This window comes from Paenibacillus sedimenti (assembly GCF_014534655.1).
Lineage (GTDB): Bacteria > Bacillota > Bacilli > Paenibacillales > NBRC-103111 > Paenibacillus_E > Paenibacillus_E sedimenti.
On sequence record NZ_JACVVD010000009.1, the window covers coordinates 103,033 to 123,153 of the forward strand.

At 47.1% G+C, this 20,121-nt stretch carries 11 protein-coding genes; all 11 read right to left on the minus strand.

All coding sequences use genetic code 11. The features are described from left to right. Positions 1-4 precede the first annotated feature (4 nt). The gene (locus ICC18_RS22700) at positions 5-5,644 is read right to left on the minus strand and encodes a putative Ig domain-containing protein (protein WP_188176740.1); all 5,640 of its coding nucleotides are present in this window, start codon (positions 5,642-5,644) and stop codon (positions 5-7) included. 333 nt (positions 5,645-5,977) lie between these two features. Continuing rightward, complete coding sequence (locus ICC18_RS22705) at positions 5,978-7,345, minus strand: glycosyl hydrolase family 28 protein (protein ID WP_223192789.1); 1,368 nt, start codon at positions 7,343-7,345, stop codon at positions 5,978-5,980. 122 nt (positions 7,346-7,467) lie between these two features. Further along, positions 7,468-9,045 carry an extracellular solute-binding protein gene (locus ICC18_RS22710; protein ID WP_188176741.1) on the minus strand — a complete coding sequence of 526 codons (1,578 nt, stop codon included), beginning with the start codon at positions 9,043-9,045 and terminating at the stop codon, positions 7,468-7,470. Positions 9,046-9,129: 84 nt separating this feature from the next. Next, on the minus strand, positions 9,130-9,993 hold the full coding sequence (locus tag ICC18_RS22715) for a carbohydrate ABC transporter permease (RefSeq protein WP_188176742.1): 864 nt from the start codon (positions 9,991-9,993) through the stop codon (positions 9,130-9,132). A gap of 27 nt (positions 9,994-10,020) precedes the next feature. After that, positions 10,021-10,995, minus strand: coding sequence for an ABC transporter permease (locus tag ICC18_RS22720; protein ID WP_188176743.1), 975 nt, complete (start codon positions 10,993-10,995; stop codon positions 10,021-10,023). A gap of 206 nt (positions 10,996-11,201) precedes the next feature. Then, the gene (locus tag ICC18_RS22725; protein WP_188176744.1) at positions 11,202-13,433 is read right to left on the minus strand and encodes a helix-turn-helix domain-containing protein; all 2,232 of its coding nucleotides are present in this window, start codon (positions 13,431-13,433) and stop codon (positions 11,202-11,204) included. A gap of 140 nt (positions 13,434-13,573) precedes the next feature. After that, positions 13,574-14,293: an ABC transporter substrate-binding protein gene (locus tag ICC18_RS34390; RefSeq protein WP_188176745.1), complete on the minus strand. Its 720-nt coding sequence runs from the start codon at positions 14,291-14,293 to the stop codon at positions 13,574-13,576. Next, positions 14,274-14,882, minus strand: coding sequence for an ABC transporter substrate-binding protein (locus ICC18_RS34395; protein WP_188176746.1), 609 nt, complete (start codon positions 14,880-14,882; stop codon positions 14,274-14,276). Before ICC18_RS34395 ends, ICC18_RS34390 begins: the two co-directional genes overlap by 20 nt. A gap of 28 nt (positions 14,883-14,910) precedes the next feature. Further along, the gene (locus ICC18_RS22740) at positions 14,911-16,503 is read right to left on the minus strand and encodes a response regulator (RefSeq protein ID WP_188176747.1); all 1,593 of its coding nucleotides are present in this window, start codon (positions 16,501-16,503) and stop codon (positions 14,911-14,913) included. Next, positions 16,475-18,274, minus strand: a complete 1,800-nt coding sequence (locus ICC18_RS22745) for a cache domain-containing sensor histidine kinase (RefSeq protein ID WP_223192790.1) — start codon at positions 18,272-18,274, stop codon at positions 16,475-16,477. The genes ICC18_RS22740 and ICC18_RS22745 overlap by 29 nt, the downstream gene beginning before the upstream one ends. A 165-nt stretch (positions 18,275-18,439) precedes the next feature. After that, positions 18,440-20,089 (minus strand): DUF3502 domain-containing protein, encoded by a 1,650-nt coding sequence (locus ICC18_RS22750; protein ID WP_188176748.1) that lies wholly within the window; start codon positions 20,087-20,089, stop codon positions 18,440-18,442. Between the last annotated feature and the right edge of the window lie 32 nt (positions 20,090-20,121).

Sequence of the window (20,121 nt, forward strand, 5' to 3'; positions counted from 1 at the left end):
TCGTTTACTTCTTGCCTGACTGATCATGAGGTACGGTGACGGTTACAGACTTAACGGTTTTGTTGCCGACTTTGTCTGTCGCCGTATACGTGATTGTATAGATGCGTCCGGAGCCTAGCTCCGAGCGTTCCGCCCGCAGACTGAACGTTTGATCAAAGGTACCGTACTCGGTATTTTGAATATCGCTAGGCAGATCTTCGTTGCTCGTGCCTTGATCCGGTTCATTGCTCAAAATCGATGTCAGGACGATCGACTCGATGCCGGATCCGCTATCGCTGCCGTACACCTGAGCTGTAACCGTATCGAGCTTATGATTCGGCGACCAAAGCACCGTCTTATCGAGCACGACATCGAGCAGCGGCGAGACCGTATCGACCACTTGGATGTCCACCGTCATGGATGCCGCCGCACCTCTTGCATCGTAAACGTTGAATGTCACGCCGTAGCTGCCGGGCACTTTAGGCATCCAACCAAATTGACCGGTTTGAGTATCGAAGGAAGATCCCTCCGGCAATAAATTCACACTATAGGTCAGCGCATCTCCGTCAGCATCCGTCGCATATACGGCGAACGTAACGCTGGTGCCGGCTTCCACAGTCACAGGCTGGATCGGCGAGAAAACCGGAATCTCGTTGAGCGCCTTCAGCGCGGCAATCACATCCGCGGTAGCCGTATCAATGGTCTCCTGAGATGCGTCAGCCGGAATAGCACTCATTTTGCCGAGTGCACTCTGTAGAGCTTGCCATTGCTCCGCCGCGTATTTCGCGCCATCTAACGCTTTGGCTTCCGAATTCAAGACATCGATCAGGGTTCGGTCGATCGGCTTCTCGTAGAACTCGAGCTCGGCGACGTTCGAGTTCCCGCTCGGAGAATAGTAGCGCAGATATCGGAAGGCTGTCGGATTCGTGATAACGCCTGAATTCCATGAGAGCGTACTGATGCCGCTAATCGTATAAAGATCGGTCCAGCTCGTTCCATCGCCCGAACCTTGAATGATGGAGCCGTTGACACGGGGCACAAAATTGCTTCTCGGATAGAACCTGACGCTACCGATGTTTTTGGCATTGCCTTCACCCAAATCGGCGAGAATCCAGCTTGGGTTGGCCGTTGTATCGGTATAGGTGTCCGTTTTGCCGTCAAACGCCCGCCATCCGTTCACTGCAGCCGACCCAGCGCTGGCGTTAGGCCAGGCAACAGTGGAAGCAGTGACCATCGAAGATGTTACGGCAACTTTCTGCGCAGGTAGTGTGATTGTTGATACAAGCGCCGCTTCGGCTTGAGCGAGGTGCGCGACAAGCGCCGCTTTATCGGCCCCAGGCAAAGCGATCGCAGCTTGGATCCGCTCGAATTCCTTCTGATACAGGTAGTAGCTGCCCTTGGTATAGCCGTCTGGCTTCAACATGCCTAGATCGACCTTAAATTCAACCGTTTGGCTGACCTTATACAAGCCGTTGCTCACTATAAAGGTGACAAAGTTGTTTCCGTAATTCGCATGAGACGGCGTCCATGTGAAGACGCCCGCGACCGGATCGAGCACCGCGCCCGAAGGCAGCTTGGCTGCGCTGTAAGTCAGCTTCGCCCCCGCCCTATCCGTTGCTTTCACTTGATACGTAAACGGTTGTCTTGACGTAAGCTCTACGGTTTCACCCGGGGCGATGACTGGTTGACCTTTGACGGTGAGCTTGACGGTACGGGAAGTTGCCCCTCCGTTCGCTTCAGCGGTTAAGGTTACGGTATAGACGCCTCCCTGTGTTTTATCCGGTGTCCATACGACGGTTCGCTTTTCCGCATCGAAAACCGCTCCTTGCGGCAGTCCGCTGACACTGAAAACGGTGCCGGCAACGGAATTCAACTGATGAAGCTTGAAGGCGAGCTGATTACCTGCTATAACGGTTTTGTCCATGATAGGTGCGATCGCCGGAACGCCCGGCAGATAAACAAGACCTTCGTACGCCGCCCGTAAGCTATCGGCTGCGGCGTCGACTTGAGCCTGGCTTGCGCCGGAATCTGAGGCGACAGCCTGTGCCGAAGGTATTGTCTGCTGCAAAGCTTGCAGGCTGTCAGCCGTATAAATGCCGGCATTGCCTGCTGCAGCAGCTTGATCCAGCAAGAACGTAAGCAAGCTCTTGTCAGCCCCATGCCCTGTCTGGTTATACACGGCCCCAATCTCGGCATCGCTTAAGACGCGATTATATACGCGGAATTCATCGATCATGCCGTTAAACAGCGGATCGGGAAATTGGCTCTTTCCAATGTAATTCGAGCCGGGCTGGAAATCGCTCGGTTTCAGAGTGACACCGCTTTGGGTCGCCTTCAGTGCACCGCCAACATACAGCTTCGCCGTGCCGTTACCGAGTGTCACAGCCACATGTACCCACTGATTGGCCGGCAACTGCGCAGTTTCTACAGATTGTTCGCTGGCGCCGTTCTTGATCGTGAAAAGCAGCTTATTAGTGCCCGATCTCGGCGTAAGGAACATGTATTGACTGGTGTTGTTGCCGAAGTCGAAGATCCGCTGCCACTGGCTGCTTCCCTTCCAATACACCCAAGTTGCGAGGGTGATCTCGTCGTAAGCAGACATAGGCTGCGTCGCAGGCAGCATTACATAGCTATCCGTACCGTTTAAGCTGATCGTTTGCCCGACCTTTCCTGCTGCGTAAGCTGCGGTTCCAAAGACGGTTCCGTCGGTGGACGAAGAAAACCCGAACGTATTCTTTGCGTTTCCTTCGAACGAATAGAGCGATGATGTGTACGGTACCAACAAATTACGGGCATCGTAAAGTTCGTTAATCAGCTCTTGCTCGGTATAGTCAGGATTGCCGACGGCGTTCTTTACATATTCCAATTCTTTCTGGAACAGGTAATAGCTTTGTTTCGTATAATCTTCGGCAGGCAGCTTCGCCGCTTCCGCCAGCGCCTCGGCAATCGTACCTGGAATTGGGGTTGCCGTCTCATGACGCTCGCCAAAGATTCTGAATTCAGCCAGCTCCAGCATTGGAGTGCTTGTGGTCGGCGGCTCGATCATTTGGACTTTCAAGAAGCGGAACTGCTCATTTGTGAGACTGTCTTCTACTTCAAGTTTTTGCATGTCTTCCGTAACCGTCGTCAAGCCGGGTGTTAACCGGGTCCAATTTATTTTGTTATTGGATCCGAATATCGCTACACCGCCGATCCTTTCCGGAAAGCTGGCTCTTACCTGAAGCTTGAAGTTATTTGCCGAAACTTTAAAGTTAGGCCCAAAATCCATGTAATGAGTTGTTTTCCCGTCTAGAGCCCAACATTGACATACAAAACTATCATTCGTGTTATCCAAAAGATTGGGGACTGCAGTACCAAAGGATGTACTGACAAACATATCCCGATAATTCATGCTTCCGTCTTTTAATAATGGCGTCAATAACTGAAGACTCTGAACCGCGCTATTCAAGTCGACCAATAGCTGATTGAAAACTTCATCGGAAGCGCTTGAAATTTGCTTCATTACATCTGCATACACGAGTTTATAATAAACAAGAGTCGACGAAATGTAGCTATTATTTGGATTGTATGGAGCAACTACAGCGGCTACTGCGGATTGCCGATCATTCGTTACGACAACCTTAACGTCCTTTGCAGTAACCGTGGTTTCGTCCGACGCCCCCACTACAAAGGAGTAGGTCCCGGCTTGGGTCGGCTTCCAGGTAAACGCGCCGGTGCTCTCGTTCAGAACAGCGCCCTCAGGTTTATTATCGATCTGATAGGTAACGACGTCAGTTGCACTCGCGTCTACTGCCGAGAAATCGAAATTGACCGCTGCCTCAGAACCGACATAGGCAAATAAAGTTAATGCTGCATTTCCTGTATGAAATACCGGCGGCGTCAACTGTGAGCCTGCACTTACATTGATGTGATCAATGTCGACCGTAGTGTCGGCACCTTTTAATGTGAAATAAGCAAGGTCGCCAAATCCCTGGAATTGATTCATGGTATAGGTCACATACCTCCACTGCCCCTTCGTATCCGGCAGCGTCAACGTATCGTTGATACTATAGCTCATTTCCAGTTTGGCTACTCCATTGGTACGAATCTTGAAGCCAATGGTCTTTTCGCCGGTGCTCGAAGCAACAAGCGCAATTTTGCTGCCTTCTTCCGTTGCCTTCATTCTGACGAAAGAAGTATCTCCCTCTTGCATTGTCGTAGAATTACTATCAAACTTGGTGTATCGATCTTCAATTTCTTTCAGATTCGAATTGGTTACAGCTTTCGGAAGCGTTTGCGTACCCTCGGCTTCTGCTTCTTTAGGAATGAAAAGCCAATAATCCGCTCCTCCGTCCGGCGACTCCCACCAAAAATAATGTCTTTTATTGAACATTTCGGTAAAGTACGGAGCCTCTGCCTCCATGTTTACTCCAGCGGTGTATTTATAGTAATAGTAAAGGTCATAAACGTTACCGCCAATTCTTCCTCTATAACCCTCTGCCAGTTGTTTATAAATGATGGTCGGATTTCCATTCGCATCCGTATGCGCCGCTACAGGTATCCATGGCGTATCATAACCCAACATGAACCGGCCAAAAAAGTCGGCAGCCTTCAAAATGCGGTTATCCAGAAATTCGTAGGGGCCTACAGCATTCGGCGCTATCGAAGCAGTTCCGTCTACCGGATCCACTTTGGTTCCCTGGGCAAGCAATAAACGCGCTAATATTTCCGCGTTGGTTATGTCACCGGCGCCATGGGCTTGATCCCGGCCCATTTCGACATGCTGAACGATCGGGGGATCTACCTTCTCCCCTGTCAATATATTGGTATCTACCAATCTGAATAATGGTTTAATGGCCCCATTCTGACCCTGATCTACAGCCGTCTTGTTAACGGTAAACCACTCGACTCCCTCATTGTACCTGTCTTTGTTGCCGGTAAAGATATAACCCGACATGGCTCCCAGCAGCGGATAAAGATGCTGGTTCATGAATTTGTCATTAAAATGTAAAAATGTTTCAATCATCGGAGTAATCAGGTTATTCGTAAAATCTGCAGTATCCTTATCCGTCCATTTCAGGTCCTCGGTTTGCGTGCTGGAATACCGCAATATTTCTGCCGCAGTCACCATCCGGTTAAGAGGGATACCCATATGAATGTGAGAATCTGTGAAATACGTATATTGTTTGGGGTCCATCTGCTCCCAAATTCGGATGATTCTCATGGCATTGGCGCGGTACACCTCATCGCCGGTTACAACATACAGAATAGCCTGCGTATAGGCCAATAACCCATCTACCACAAAATCGCCTTTACTATTCACCGCAACACTTTTCGGCTTAGTTGGGTCCGAAGAACTGGCTCTGCTCGAAGAAACGGTCTTTTTAGCGGTATCAGATAACAGCATTTGATTAAAATACGTATTCCAAGGTTCTTTTTGCGCCCGTACTTGTGCCCTAACATTTTCAAGAATATCCTTGGTAAGTCCGACGCCGGGATGCTTGAACCCGCTTGCATCGATGGTCTCATGAATTGTGGGTTGATAATCCGTTATGATCGATTGAGCTGGTGTTTCCGCTGCAGCTACTCCCGATGCTATAGGCAGGAGTGATGCCATCAAACTAATGGAAATAATTAAAGACAATATTCGCTTATACGCCTTACCAAAATTAAGCCCTATCCGCATACTATTTTTATCCTCCTTCAAATTCAAATACCTCAAACTCTTAGCTGATAACTGCTGCGTCCCCCTAGTTAAGGACAGTTCTCAAAACAAATTATTCCGATCTTTCATCACCTCCATCTAACCTCTTTTTAACAACAATCATATGAATCTTTCAGCACTTTCACAGTCGATTCTATCGAAATGAAAGCGTTCTATCTATTGTAATATTATTTATTTTCATGAGATATCTTTCAAAATTGACCGGTCGCATGCTAAAAGAAGCGCGATATGAAACATTCATTGCATAACAAAGAGGCTATCCCGTGCGCTAGATCCTGGGATAGCCTGCTACTATTAATCTTTGTCATAAATAAAGTTCACATTATGCACAAAGGACCCTATCTGAATATCCTCCGAATCTAGTTTCAGCGGTCTGCCGTTTACATAAACATTCTCGAAGGTGACGCCGTCCACAACCCGGGTTTCATCGAATCCCTCGATGCGAGATGGATTTTCGCAATTACCGTTAAAAACGATATCTTTAAAATATATATTCTCCACTCGTTTTCCCGGCTGCGGATTATATTTCGGATTATGAACGACCCGGATGTTAAAAAGCTCTCCAAGCTCAAATTGCTCGATCCGGATATTTTCATACCTGATGTTCCGGACTATATTATTGTCCCCGGGATTGATCGCCATACACCCCCAATAATCGGGTTGTGGCTCGTGATGTTCCAAAATGTCGATGTTTTCAAAAACGATGTTTTCGATGACATTACCACCGTTCTCCGAATCTCCATGGGTTCCAATATTCATGGGATGAGCGACATCCGCCCAAAAGATCGAATTTCGAACCGTCACGTTCCGGCTGTCTCCGTGGAAGTCCCCTCGTTGTCCGTATATGGCGATACTATCATCGGAAGTCCTTAGAAAAACATCGTCGATTTCAATATAAGAACAAGACATCATGTCGATACCGTCACACCAACCTCGGGTACTGAACGTCTTCATGTTGCGGATAGAAATATGTTCGGATTGTCCGATTAAAATGGTATAGTGGGGTGGGTCGACCGTAATGATTCCCTCTACTGTAATGTTTTTAGAGAAGGTGATTTCTACACCGCGGTAATACGTAGTTTTTTCAAAATCGGACATATAGAGCAGCCCTCTGCCCCGTATCGTCACGTCATGCACATGATCGCACACCAAAGCCCCTACAACGACGGCTCCTCCAGCGATATAAATCGTTTTACCGGAGGGAATACGCAATTGAGGCTCTTCCAAAACATGCATACCTGGTCCGAAATAAATTACATTCGGATCAGTCGGGTCGGGAACGTTCTCTTCTAACGGGTTTGCAAAAATGTGCAGGTTGTGGAACCTGTCTCCATTTACTTCCAACGATAATTTGCGCGGGCCATCAAGCATGAAGGTCACCCGGTTACCGCTATAGACGCACTCAAGCCCTGACGATAAGGGGCGAATCAACACTACCTCTACGGAACCTTCGTTCTTCACCACCTCGACCAGGATAGGTCCGGAGCAATCAAAATAAACCATGGAAGCATTACGCACGTCATGCATATCGACCTTCACGTTATAACAAAACAGCTCCTGCCACTCGCCTTGCAGCGATCGGACTCGTACCGTGAAATCGGAATTTCCCACCGCTTCTGCCGGTGCGGGATAAGTGACCAAACGATTTTGAACAGCTTTCAAATGAACTTCGCCTCCAAGAACACTTATACATGTTGGAAATGAAAAGCCGGGAAAGACCGGAACATAACTTGCATGTTCCAGCTGCCCGGACCAGCTATGAAGCGTTTGTGATTTACTGAAGATTATTTCTTATTCCGCTCTGTGTATACCTTATTGACTTCATCCGTCAATTCTTGACCGCCGGATTTCAACCAGTTCGCCTTGAAATCGTCAAACGCTTTGTCCGTATCCGCTTCGCCGGTAACGGCTTTAATCAAGTAAGCGTCCTGGAGCGTCTGTAGATTTGCCCAATACTTCGTCTTGGTGGACAATACGGCAGGTCCCAAAATGTCTCTGAGCGGCTCATAACCGGTATCCAGCTTCGCCCTCAGGTCTAGCAATTCTTTGCTTGTCGTATATTTGGTCTTGGTAGTATCTACGGCGTTGAGCGGATTGTAGAAGCTGCCGGCGCCGACTTTTTGAACAATGGCCTCCGGTGCCGTCTTTGCGATGACAAAGTCGCCGTCCTGATCATAGTTGATGCCCTTTTGACCGAACACCGTCAGCATCCAGAACTCATCATTTGTTGCAATGTAATCCAAAATTTGCTCAATCTTTGTACGTTTCGCTGCATCCTTCTCGAGCTGAGCGCCTAAGAGTACAGGAGCTTGACGCGCGCCGTACGAGAAGCCGTACACTTTGCCGGCCGGACCGATAACCGGCTTTCCGGCGATAACGTTCTGACCCTTGTCCAATCCGGGCTTCGCAATAAATCCGGAGGTCTTAGCGAAGTTACCCCACCCCATGTTGTCGACCATGCCGATCTTTTGGCCGGCGAATTTTTCATTGAGCTGGTTGTTGTCGGTCGTAATAAACTCAGGATCGATAAGTCCGCCTTTGTACCACTTGTTCAGAAGCTTAAGCGCCGAGCGGGTTTCTTCCGTGATCCCGCCGTACACGACTTTGCCGTCGGCGCCTAACTTGAACTGATACGGCGATACGCCATGGGCCGAGAATACGGAGGTGAACATTTGGATCGGGAGCTTGCCTCGGCCCGACATGCCGAACGTATCCTTCTTGCCGTTGCCGTCCGGATCGTTATTGACGAATTTGGTGAGCACATCCTCCAGCTCCGCGAGCGTCTTCGGAGGCTCGTTGTAGCCGACCTTCTTCAGCCAAGCCTCGTTGTAACCGGGAATGAAGCCTGAATTGCCGTTCGGCCATGCTTTCGGAACCCCCCAGTTCTTCCCTTTGTAGTTGGCGACGCCCCAGCTGCCTGCGTCAACCGATTCCAGCGCTTTCACATAATTCGGCATGTTCTTCTTGATTTCGTCCGGAGAAATGCTCGCAATGATGCCCTGATCCGCCCATGCGGCCATATCGGTTTCGTTCGCATCAACCGGGAAAATGTCGGGAATTTGCCCGGAGGCAAGCAGAACGTTGAATTTATCTTTCCATGTCGTACGTTCAAATTTGACGTTCTTGATTTTGACGTTGAATTTTTCTTCGATCTTCTTCTGCACATAGTTGTCGTCAGCTTCTGGGGCATTGAAGTTGTTCGCCCAAGTAATCTCAATCGGTTTTTCATTCGCCGCGGGCTTCGAAGTATTCCCGGACGCCTGCGGAGCAGTCCCGCTTTCCTTGCCGCAACCGACCGCGATGAGCGACATCGACAAAACTACACTCGTTAGCCCCAGTAGAGTCTTCATATTTTTCTTCATTTGTTGATCCTCCCTTTTTTTCCTAGAAGTATATAGTTAGACGGGATGCTATAAAAGCGTACCGTATAAACCCGTTTATCGCTATTAGCCCTTAACCGAACCGACCAAGGTTCCTTTGACAAAATATTTCTGAATGAACGGATACACGATCAGGATCGGCAACGCGGTAAACATGATAGCTGCTGCTTTGACGGTTTCCTGCGTATCAAACTCTGTTGAGATCGGAAGAAGAGGGTCTCCCTCGGTAGTAATTACAAGTCGTCTTAAGAACGTCTGCAGCACGAACAGCTTTTGGTCCTGCAGGTACATTAGCGCATCGAACCATGCGTTCCAATGCCCGACGGCAGACCAGAGCGCCAGGGTAGCGAGAACTGGCTTCGACAGCGGAATCACGATGGTGAACAAGATTCGCAATTCGCTGGCCCCGTCGATTTTTGCCGAGTCCTCCAGCTCCTCCGGAAGGCTCATAAAGAAATTGCGGAGAATCAGCAGCGAATAGGTGCTGATCAAGGCAGGGATGATCAACGACCACCGCGAATCAATGAACCCGAGCGATTTGACCAACAGATAGGTCGGAATGAGCCCGCCGCTAAAAAACATCGTAATGACGATAAACATCATGTAAAAATTGCGGTGCGGAAGATACTTCTTCGAGAGCGGGTAAGCTGCCATCGACATGAAAAGGATCGTCAGAAACGTCCCGACAACGGTGCGAAAAACTGTGTTCCATAAAGCGAGCCAAATATTTTTGTCAGCCAAAACCCGATCCCAAGCGTATAGCGATATTTCGCGCGGGTACCAATGCATGCCCTGCCGAAGCGCCTCGGTTGACGTACTGAAGGAAATCGAAAGAACGTGGATAAAGGGATAGATCATGCAGATGCACAACAAAGTGATAAATCCGATCAAGAAAACCTGAAACACTTTTTCTCCGGAACTGATCTTCATGCTTGTTCATTCCTTTCGGGTCATTTCTTACGTAATTCCTTCTTGACCCAGTTTTTTCACAATATAATTCGTAGACAGCACCAGAATTAATCCGACCACATTCTTGAACAGTCCTACAGCCGTCGTTAGGCTGAATTGTGCGTTTTGCAGCCCCACACGGTACACATACGTGTCCAAAATATCGGCTACACCGTAAGTGGCGGGCGAATACAAAGAGAGGATCTGGTCAAAACCTGCGTCCAGAATGTGGCCAACCCGCAGGATTAACAAGATGGTGATAACCGGAAGAATGGACGGAAGTGTAATATGAAGCGTTTGCTTCCAGCGGTTCGCTCCGTCGATGACGGCCGCTTCATACAGCTGCTGATCAACGCCGGCCAAAGCCGCCAAATAGATGATCATGCCCCATCCGACTTCTTTCCAGATAGCCGATGTGACCAGCGTAAACCTAAAATAGCTTTCGTCCCCAAGAAAATAAATCGGTTGAAAACCGAGCAGCTTGATGAGATAGTTGACGACTCCGGTATTCGGGGAGAGCAGCGTAATTAAAATGCCCCCGAGAACGATCCACGATAAAAAGTGAGGTAAATACGAGATCGTCTGAGCGACCTTCTTAAAAGCCGAAACCCGGATTTCATTAAACAGCAGAGCCAATATGATCGGAGCGGGAAATCCGATTACGATGTGATAAAAGCTGATCACAAGCGTATTCTTCATGATTTTCCAAAAGTCTGGGGACATGACAAACATATAATGAAAATGCTTGAACCCCACCCAAGGACTCTCCCAGATTCCTTTCATAATATAAAAATCTTTAAAAGCCAATTGAATGCCATACATGGGACCGTAATGAAATACGGCATACCAGATTAACACAGGAGCGAGTAACAAGAATAAATACTTGTTCTTTTTATATTGTCTCCAGTTATACGCCAATCTCGATTCCGTTTTTTTGCCGACTTCTTTGACACCGCTTAGTTCAGAGGCGTTTGCCGGATTCATGTTTGCAAGCTCCTTTCACAGTTAAGATTGAGGCCTCGTTTCCATAGCTCAACTTTATATGCATGAAAGCGTTTTTTCTATTGTAATATCGTTCAATTTCCTAAGAAATCTTTCAGATTGGATTGTATTTTCTTTAATTAATCAAGAATAACCGGCTTTCTAACAAAAAAAAGCAACCTACAATAGGCTGCTTGATAAGTATCCCGCTATATGGCATTCGCATTTGTTTTTTTCGACTGCCTGTATTGAACCGGTGTGATGCCGAAGCGGGCTTTAAATTTATTATGAAAATATTGCGGGTTACGGTACCCGACCAGGGTTGCGATTTCTGCAACGGATAAGCTGGTGTCTTCACGCAACAAATTTGCTGCTTTGTCTAAACGAGCCCGAGTTACATATTCGGTAAACGATTCCCTCATCACTTCGCCGAACAGGGTTGAAATATAAGCAGGAGCGAGCGAAGCCACTTCGGAAAGAATATTGAGCGAAAGGTCTTCATCCAAATGTTCGTCGATATAAGTCTTCAATTTTAATATGACTTCGGCATGCGCATGATTGCCCGATTCACGGACATGAAACACAATTTGTCCCGAGAGGCTCCGAATGGAGTCCATCGTGGCCGACAGCGTATCTTTTTTTAGTTCATCCATGAGGTTGGAAGGGGGTACAAACTGCTGCAAATCCAATTCGATCACAACCTGATACAGTGTGGAAACGACTTGAAGCAGCGCCAATTCCACAGCTTCGAGCTGCATGTTCCGTTCAGCCAAAATATGGGCGAAATCATCGATAAACTGATTCGCCCCATTTACGTCCCCGGCCTTCAACGCATTTTTATAAAGATCGAACGAAAACAGATACGGCGTCGAGTCAAACGAGGAAATCTTCGAGTGCTGAACAATCGCTTCCTGGCCATACAAAAAACGATAGCGATAGGCTTGCTGTGCCAATTGATAGGAGATCGGGATTTCTTCCAGCGATTGAACCAGTGTTCCAATAGCAGCTCCGATACGGATATCCTCATAGATGACCTCTTTGACCCGAATCAAATCCTCGGCAATCGCCTCATCATCGACCTCTACATAAGGATCAAAGAAGCAGATGATAGCTGCCTCTTTCGCATTCAAGCACACAATCTCGTAGCTTATAGGATGGTCAATCTGCTCATAACGCAGCTTGAACTCCTTACTTTGTCCCTGGACGAGTGAAATATACACAACAAGAAAGCGGCAGTCCTGAGGCAAGCCGTCTATTTGCTCCAGCCCGAGGCTGGCGCCCAAAACAAGATTTTTCATCTCGTTCGTTTTCGCCAGGGATTCCAGGGTCACGATTTTTTGTCCCATCATATTCAGCGCATTGTCAATAATTGCGTATTCGTTCATTCGTGTCTGTGCTGGAGTGGGTTGATGAAAACTCCTTATATGCTGTACTAACCTTTTCATAGGGATATAAAATCGTTTTGAAATCATGTAAGAAATGACGAACCCGATCAAGAGCACCAGACTGCAGCCAACAAATATCTTAGTTTTGAACTGATTGGAAGCCAGCACGAACGAATTCATCGGGCGAATCATCGCGTAGGTGAAGCCGTTCGCCGACTTCGATCCTTCGAGATGCGATAAAACGATGGCTCCGTTTTTGCTGTCTGCAATCTCCCTCAAAGTCTCGCCGGCTCCGATTGCTTTCTGAACAAGAAGGATTTCGTCCGGATTGGTATCCGCCGACTGAATGATCAACTCTCCGTTCTTATCGAAGATATAAAGCCTCTCGTTCGGAGAGCTCACGATTTTCGCGGCGGCTTGCTTCACATAATCCAGATCTACGTCTACAAACAAGTACCCTTTAGTCAAAACACCGGAAGACCCGTACGGAAGCTGAACGACATAAGTCATCACTTGCTTCCCGTCAATTATACTATTGTTTGGGTCCGATAAAGTTCGGGTGATCCAGCGATTCAGAACGGTTTGATTCAGTTGCCCAATGAATGCAGCATCAGTGGAATTTTCGGGCATTGTATAAAATGCATCGCTATCAATGACATAATTTCCTGTTTGAAAATAGACCGTCAATTTGTAAGCGCCATCAATCGCTTGCTTGAACATATCGAGATCCTGGCGAAAGGCTGCAATGCGGCTAAGGTTGCCTTCCCAGCCATTATCTAATAAATAATTCATATACGAGCTATTCTGTATGAAAATAGTGGACAAGGCTTTGTTTTGAAGATTGTCCTCGTATTTTTTAAGCAGTGTCTGTTCGACATAATTCTTTACGGTAGAAAGCCGGTTCTGGCTGTCCCTCGCGATTTCATCGACCATCATCCGGTTCGCCTGGGTATACAGGTAACCTCCCGCGAGCCCGATGAGGACAACAGCTAATATGGTGTAGGATAAGATGAGACGGGTGAAAAAGCTATGTTTGTATTTGGGCAGCACTCTCATATATATCCCTCCAATGAAATAGACCTGTGAGCCGCTGATTTCATTTTGCAAACAGCTTGACTCACAGGCCCATATTACTCTATTTCATTGTACTTGGCAATATAACGGATCAAATGTTGCAGCCTGCTCCCTGAGTTGAATTATTGTTGAACAACAGCATTATCCCAAGCCTGATCTGCTTTTAATAACATTTCATCCAAAGATATTTTATCGGCAAGGTAATCCGTTATAAGCTTATAGAAAATGTTTCGGAACGCGGGAGGCATATGGTTTTCTCCCCAATAGTGTTCCAGTGAATGTAGTTTAACCGATCTTGAATCGTTTATTATATCCAGTACTTTTTGCATCGGTTCCGTCGTTTTGTAAGGTATGGCTTCTTTCGTGGCGGGAATGCCGCTGACGGCTTCCAGATACCGTCGATATTCATCCGAACTATAGAAAAAATGCAGAAATTGTTTGATAAATTTCAGTCTATTCGGATCGTTCGCCGCATCGGATGAGATGGCCCAACCGGTTGGCTGAGGGAGTCCAAAAATATAGCGGGTTCCCTTCCGGTCCGGCAAGGCGAAAAAACCGATTTCGAAATTGGGATCCGCTTCCTCGATCTGTTTGAACATCCAAGGTCCTGAGTATAACATCGCCGCTTTGCCGGAAACCAGATAAGACGCAGTCTGATTATCAGCGATACTGAGGAACCCGGGTTCCACATACCCGTTCTTCCATAGCGCAGCAAGCTCCTTCATGGCTTCAGCAGGACCTGCATCGGTCCAGCTTACTTGCCCTGCGGATCGTTTGCGATTCCAGTCCGTATCCTGACTGTATACATAGTCCAGCAGGAACTTATTGACCCAAAATCCCATATGCCAAATGTCTTTGCCCCCTACTATATAATGGAGAGATGCCGGATTGTTTGATCTTCCGGCAAATGTCCATAAATTCCTGATACGTTTGGGGTCCATGATCGATGCCCAATTGTCGAAACAGCTTTTTGTTATAAATGATGCCATTAGGCGGTATTGCCGCAATCGGTGCGTTATACACTTTACCGTTTACTTTAGGAATGTCACCAAACAGATATTGTATGTCTTGGGGCATCTCGGAGAGCAATCCTGCGTCCACAAACATTTGCGTATTGCGCATTTCGACCAAGTCCGGAAATTCACCTACAGCGTCCTTCGTTACCAAGAAATCCGAATAGGGCTCATCCCGTGAATGGATATCCTTGATTTGGACATTCAGATGCGTTTTTTTAAAATCGTTGATAATCGTCTGAATCCCTTTTTTATGAGCGTTATCGCCTCCTGCGAAAGCTACAGTGATGGAAATCGACTCCGTGAATTGACCAGCATGCTGATCGCCTATTCCATCCTCCGGGGGCACGCATCCTGCAAGAACAACCGCAACGACGATGAGGAAAGGCACGCAATTGCCGGATATTATTTTTGACATGACCGTGTTCCTCCTTCCTGGAATATCGCTACGTTTTCATGGATTGCTTATATTCTTGGGGCAGCTTGCCGTACATCTTTTTAAACATTTCGCTGAAATGGCGTGCGTTATTGTAACCCACTTTCTCCGCAATTTCATAGACCATCAGATCCGTCATCACGAGCAGCCGCAGTGCATGCTTCATTCGTACTTCGGTTAAGTACTGTTTGAAGTTCTCGCCGGTATGCTTTTTGAAAAAGCTGCTAAAATAATAGGAGTTCATAAACACTAAAGCAGCCATGGACTCGAGTGTAATATTGTCCGCATAATGTTCCTCGATATGCTGCTTGACTTGTAACAGCAGCATCAATTCCTTGTTTCCTGTTTTCGCTTTGACCTGCTTGTGAATCTCGTCGATCAGCTCTAACACGAAATCTTCCAGCTCTGCAAACGAATCAAATACACTTAACTGCTCCAAAACAGGCGGAAGCTTATCATTAGATAGTTGGGTGGCAATGCCAACGCCCTTTAATTCCTGCTGCAGCATGATGATTGTTGAATATACGGCTGAAACTGCAGCATGCTTGCTGCCGGAGGCAAACTCCCGCATGGTTACCAGCAGCTCCCTCATAATTTCCGACGGCGAACGGCCGGTTGGTGAGGTAATGTCGCGGAACAGCTCGAGCTGGAGTTCGGCTAGCCGCATTCGCGCAGCAGGATCGGGATGAGCCGGTTGATACGGAATGACCCGGTTCGTGTTCGAGAAATAGTTCCATTTGGAAGCCTCTAGTGCATCTTTATATGACTGGGCAGCCTCTTTTATGGAAGCGACGGGACTCCCGACGTTGATCGTCAGGTTTAGCTTTAAATAAGTTTTGACTTTATCATGTAATTCGTTAGCCAGTTCAATCGGAGTCTCCAATCGGTCATGCTGGACTAATACACAGTACACTCGACCCTTACGGAAGAAAAAGCCCTGCCCCGATTCTGTTACAATTTCAACCATGATATTGGCAATAGCGAATTCGATCAGCTTTCTTTCGCGTTCCTGCCACCGGCCCGTATCGTCGGGGATGTGATTCCACTCTCCCATACATACCGTCACGTATGAAGTTTGTTCCAGAATACCCGACTCTTGCAAGGAATGGGCCGCCGCGACATCGCCGTCTGTCAAACGGTCCAGCAGCTCTTCTATCGTATCGTCACGCTTCTTCTTTTCATAATGGACAAGCATTTCCCGGTTCCGCTCCTCCTCGGATTCCTCCCGGATTAACGAGACGGCTTTCGTAACCACTTGTTCCAGCTGCAAAGTATTCACCGGCTTGACCAAATAGTCCAAAGCACCATATTTCAAAGCGTCCTGTGCGTAAGAAAATTCTTTGTACGCACTGATAAAAATTACCTTGGCTGCTTTTTTCGTCATCTCGATCTGTTTAAGCACTTCAATGCCTGAGAAGCCTGGCATACAAATATCGCTTACAATCAAATCCGGTTCGTACGCCTCAATTAAATCGATCAATTGTTTGCCGTCATACGCTTCGCCGACAATCTCAATGCCTAATTCTTCCCAGTTCACAATGATTTTCAAACCCCGTAAAATAACCGGTTCATCATCAGCTAATATCATCCGGATTTTTCTCATGTTCAACCTCCATGTTCAGGGGGAGCAGGATCCGTACGGACGTACCGATATATGGCTTACTTTCGATATCCAGTCCGTACATCTCGCCGCATGCAGCCTTAATTCTTTCATGTACATTCTTCACTCCGATGCTTTTACCGGCAGCTCCCTCCGACTTTGCCAGATGGTCATTCAATTCTTGCAGGGCAGTTTCATCCATGCCAATACCATCGTCATAAACGGTAATCTCCAGCATCTGTTCCTGGATTTCCTCGAAAACAATGAATACCTTGCCCTTTCCGCCTTTGGGCCTTATACCGTGATGAACCGCATTTTCCACAAGCGGCTGCAAGGTCAGTTTCAAAATCGGTGCATCCAACAGCTTCTCATCCTTAAGTTCGAGCTGAAGCTCAATCCGGTTGTCAAAGCGTACTTCGATCAAATGAAAGTAGTTCCTTAAGTGCTCCAGTTCCCGTCGTAACGTCACCCATTCTTCACCGTAATCGATCACATATTGCAATTGCCCGGATAAGGCATGAATCATATCCGCAACTTGGCGGTCACCGTTGGCAAAGGCACTCATCCGTATGACTTCCAACGTGTTATATAAATAATGCGGGCGGATTTGGCCTTTCAAGGCGTTCAGCTCCGCCTGTTTTCGTTTGATTTCGTTGACATAGGCGTCATTGATAAAGATCTTCAATCTTTCAACCATCCGGTTAAAGCCGTGAGCCAGCCTTCCCATTTCATCTTTATGTCTGACATGGATCACGGTATTCAGGTTTCCCGACTCGACCTTTACCATGTGACGCATCATTTGCACGATCGGGTTAGTAAACATTCTTGAAAACCAGATGCCCATGATAATAAGAACGGCAGTGCTGAAAACCACTGCTACCAGAACACTCGTTTGTGTCCTGCTGATAGGCGCATAAAGCTCATCTCTGGAGATCAGTCCTACTACTTTTCCATTGATAAAGGGAATCGGCTCGGAATATACGATCATATCTCCGCGTCCCTTTACTAAAATTTCATCAAAGCGCTCACCCATCCGGTCCCGCCGGTTGGAATACAGAATGCTGTCGTTCTCATTGATGACATAGATTTCATCGTGGCTTCCGAGCTTAGCTTTTTCCAATAAAGTGTCAAACACGTCGACATCGATATCAAAATATAGCGTACCGAGCGATTGCACCTGGCTCCGGGCTCCCTGTGACGTATCGATCCAGTTTCTTGCAAATGTCATGACACGGTCTTGCGAGGTGTAATAATTTTCCAAATGATAGGGGAATACCGTCATTTTTTTGGGATTGGTGCGCAGCGGATAATCCCAACCGATTAATGGAAATGTCTCAAGCGGCGACATCGGTTTGTTTCCCCTGTTTTGTTGAGACACCGAATTGTCGGAAGAACGGACGAATAGCACATTCTGGATATGCGGGTCGCTGAACAACACGTTTTTCAAAAAGTCGTCCATTGCACTCTGATTGATCCCGATCCCTTGCATGGGCTGCTGCGACCCAGGCTCCGAGTCCATGAAGATCATAGAAGGATCGCTGTTGTAGTACATCATTTTTGAGATTTCATCATATCCGGTGAAAATATCGTTGATATTCTTGCTCATAAAAAGCAGAATCTGCTTGATATTGTTGGTGGTATGCCGCTCGATTTGACCTGTAAACTGGTTAAGGGAGAGCATACTGAGAACCAATAATGGGATCAGTCCCATCACGAGAAAGGCCATAGAAAACTTGAAAAATATGCTGTGTCTGAAATTCAGCCATTTCTGCATCGCTTCTCTCCCAAGTATCCGTCATAATTACTTTCATTTTAGCTGAAAATGTCGAGCTTTGGAAGCGGTCTCACCTGCCTCCCAGCTCGATGAAATGGCAAAGCAGCGCTGTTTATCACCTTAATTCGCGGAGATACACAGCGCCAGCCTGTTTGAACAACTTACTTATTTTGCTTGTTTATCCAAGAATTCCTGAGCTTGCTTGATCAATTCTGCGCGAACCTTTTCCAATCCGAGGTCACGAAGCTCTTTATTCATTTTCTCGGCAGACGGTTTCCAATTTTTATCCAAACCACTTAACAAAATAGGTTCAAGCGTCGCCCATTTCGGCTGAATTTTGGCGATTTCATTTTTCACCGGTTCCGAATTGAACGTAAAGCCGGCAAGCGGAAGCTTATAATAGGAATCGCTTTTCGATTGATATTCAATATACTTCAATGCTTCCGGCGAGTTTTCGGCGTTGATTCGGGACATCGCCGGGTTCCAAGTCAACTCGTAGACCGGGAATATATAATTCGTTGTGTTCGCAGTCTGTTTATACATCTTGTCGCCGGATTTGGTCCAGTGCGTGCCTTCGATGCCCAGCTCGAACAAGTCATGGTTTTCTTGGGTGCCGAACAACCATTCCAGGAATTTCATCGTCCGGTCGGCATTCTTGGAAGTCGTTGGAATCACAAGATCGTTCCATGCTTTATACTCCGTACCGATGCCTCCCTTCTCCATGTTGCGTTTTTTGGAGTTATAAACGAAGAATTCCTGTTCGGCGTTCGGAACCGCTTTTTTCAGTTTCGTATTTCCCTCGGCAAAGCCATTGATCGTTCCTTCGCCAGCCGCAGCTTTACCCGACTGGAATAGAACGCCAGGATCTTTTTCATTCAGCACGTCTTTTTGCAAATACTTGTTCCACTCTACCCGCTTGTCAAAAGAAGCGTAGATATGATCCGGATTATTGAATGGAGCCGGGAATTGTGCGAAATCGGCTGCCGGATCTCCAAGCGTCGTTGCGCCTAGCACCTTTTTACCATCCTGGGAAAGAGCGATGTTGAAATAAGCGCCCGTGCCTTGAATCGTGGAAGAAAGAAACCGGTTAGGAGCCAAACGAGTGGTTGTTTGCTTTTCTTCCAGCCCGAACATATCGAAGAAACCACGGTCGTTTTTGCCGGCAAACGGAATCATATTCGGTTCCTTCTCTTTTACTTTGTCCAAATACACTTGAAGATCCTCATACGATTGAATCGGCTTCATACCGAACTTCTCTCTAAGGTCTTTACGAATATAGACAACCGGGATATCATCAAACGCATTCGTAAGCGGAATGCCATAAATATGCCCGTTAATTTTATTTGCCTCCAGGAATTCAGGTGCAAACGCTTTTTTTAGTGCCGGGTATTGATCGTTGTTGAAGTATTTATCCAGTTCTTGATATAGACCTTGGGTAGAATGCGTATTCAGGTTCATCCATGGCGCATCGAACATCAGGTCAATGGATTCGCCTGCGGCAAGCTTCAATTTTGTTTTTTGCTTATGATCTGCTGCCGGGTTAAATTCGATGTCGAGCTTGATGTTAAGGGTATCTTTCGTGCGCTTCTCAAACTCGGCAAGAATTTTGTCCATGTCGGCAGGTTTATTGCCAAATAACATGACTTTCAATGTAACCGGATCCAATTTCTTTGCAGCAGTTGACGCAGCAGGCTCTGTCGTACCTGGAGCTGCACTCGATCCAGCGGTCTTATCTTTGCTGGAGCAGGCTGCCATCGAAACGGCCAATGAGGTCGTGACGGCTAACAAAGTCATCACTCTTAACTTTTTTTTCATTTGTTATCCTCCCTTTATATGTGCTGCAATGT

Coding starts and splice junctions, on each gene's coding strand:
- ICC18_RS34390 (WP_188176745.1), bottom strand. CDS start 14,293: ATGGGATTTTGGGTCAATAAGTTCCTGCTGGACTATGTATACAGTCAG.
- ICC18_RS22725 (WP_188176744.1), bottom strand. CDS start 13,433: ATGAGAGTGCTGCCCAAATACAAACATAGCTTTTTCACCCGTCTCATC.
- ICC18_RS22720 (WP_188176743.1), bottom strand. CDS start 10,995: ATGAATCCGGCAAACGCCTCTGAACTAAGCGGTGTCAAAGAAGTCGGC.
- ICC18_RS34395 (WP_188176746.1), bottom strand. CDS start 14,882: ATGTCAAAAATAATATCCGGCAATTGCGTGCCTTTCCTCATCGTCGTT.
- ICC18_RS22715 (WP_188176742.1), bottom strand. CDS start 9,993: ATGAAGATCAGTTCCGGAGAAAAAGTGTTTCAGGTTTTCTTGATCGGA.
- ICC18_RS22750 (WP_188176748.1), bottom strand. CDS start 20,089: ATGAAAAAAAAGTTAAGAGTGATGACTTTGTTAGCCGTCACGACCTCA.
- ICC18_RS22745 (WP_223192790.1), bottom strand. CDS start 18,274: ATGCAGAAATGGCTGAATTTCAGACACAGCATATTTTTCAAGTTTTCT.
- ICC18_RS22740 (WP_188176747.1), bottom strand. CDS start 16,503: ATGAGAAAAATCCGGATGATATTAGCTGATGATGAACCGGTTATTTTA.
- ICC18_RS22710 (WP_188176741.1), bottom strand. CDS start 9,045: ATGAAGAAAAATATGAAGACTCTACTGGGGCTAACGAGTGTAGTTTTG.
- ICC18_RS22700 (WP_188176740.1), bottom strand. CDS start 5,644: ATGCGGATAGGGCTTAATTTTGGTAAGGCGTATAAGCGAATATTGTCT.